Here is a 1,346-nt window from a genome sequence, read left to right as displayed (position 1 = left end):
CCACTTTTTATGTTCAGTGTAAAGACGATATCTCTTATTAAATATACTATATATTGAGATATTAAAAAAATGAATACCTGAGGTTCTTACACATATTAGCATAATATTAAATCGCTTATATACATCATTTTGAAACGATAATATAAGGTATTATAAATATAAGTGAAGAACTAATTCTTTTACAACATAAGGGTCTTATTCTATTCCGTGTTCAGTTAATGCTTTCGCATACTTCGCAGCATTTACAGAATGTTCTTCGTAAGTTTCGGCAAAGTTGTGTGTTCCACTGAAGTCTTCTTTAGCACACATATATAAATAATTATGATGCACGTAGTTTAAAACAGCTTCAATAGCCGCAACACTTGGAATACGAATAGGACCAGGAGGAAGTCCTTTGTATTTATACGTATTATAAGGGCTATCATAGCTTAACCATTTATGGTAAATACGATGAGCTTCAAATTTACCAAGCGCAAACTTTACTGTTGGGTCAGCTTGTAAAGGCATATTCTTTCGTAGTCGATTAATATACATACCCGCAATCTTAGGCATTTCGCCTTCGTTAGAAGTTTCTTCATCTACAATACTTGCAAGTGTCATAACTTCTTCTTTATTTAATCCATCACTCTCAGCTTTCTTTGTACGATCGAAATCCCAAAATTTCTTGTTTTCTTTATACATTTTCTCCAAGAAATCAGAAACAGAAGTATTCCAGTAAAAGTCATAAGTGTTTGGAATAAACATTGCAATAATATTTTTTGGAGTATAACCATATTTTTTGCAAGTTGTTTCTGAAGTTAACGAATCTATCAATTCTTTTCTTGAAAACATTAGTTTTCCACTTACATCGGTAGCTAAGTCTCCAAGTGTACGAACAGAACGAATAGTTAGTGAAATAGAAGCTTGCTTTCCATTTCTAAAATTGCGAAATGTCATTAATGCGCCCGAATTATCTATTGTGTATTTTCCTGGACGAATATGGTTTTTGTACGAAAACAAATTAGCAAGTAGTTTGAAAGTCCAAAAACTGTGTTTCGTTGATACTTTCTCTAATTTGTAATAAACAGAGTCAATGTTATCGTTATGATCAATAAATACATATCTTGTTTTTCCATTATTCGACATAGAAGAAAAACAAAAGAAACAAATAGCTAAAGCACAAATAACAATAATGCCACTGACTATCTTTATTTTTTTTCGGTTATTCTTATTATGTTTTGATTTTGTCATACTAATATATATTATTATAATGTGTGCAAAGGTAAACATTTTGAATGGAATTTAATATTGATAGTCCCATAAATATATATGGTCTCATTATTTTTACACAAACTTTAAATATATAT

General features: G+C 30.1%; 1 protein-coding gene. It reads right to left on the bottom strand.

Annotated elements, in window-relative coordinates:
- Positions 1-195 precede the first annotated feature (195 nt).
- Positions 196-1,230 carry an endolytic transglycosylase MltG gene (gene mltG / locus HMPREF9144_RS05050; RefSeq protein ID WP_040595392.1) on the bottom strand — a complete coding sequence of 345 codons (1,035 nt, stop codon included), beginning with the start codon at positions 1,228-1,230 and terminating at the stop codon, positions 196-198.
- Positions 1,231-1,346: the final 116 nt, after the last annotated feature.

It is taken from the genome of Prevotella pallens ATCC 700821 (assembly GCF_000220255.1).
Taxonomy (GTDB): Bacteria; Bacteroidota; Bacteroidia; order Bacteroidales; family Bacteroidaceae; genus Prevotella; species Prevotella pallens.
This window is presented reverse-complemented; position numbering and strand designations above follow the sequence as displayed.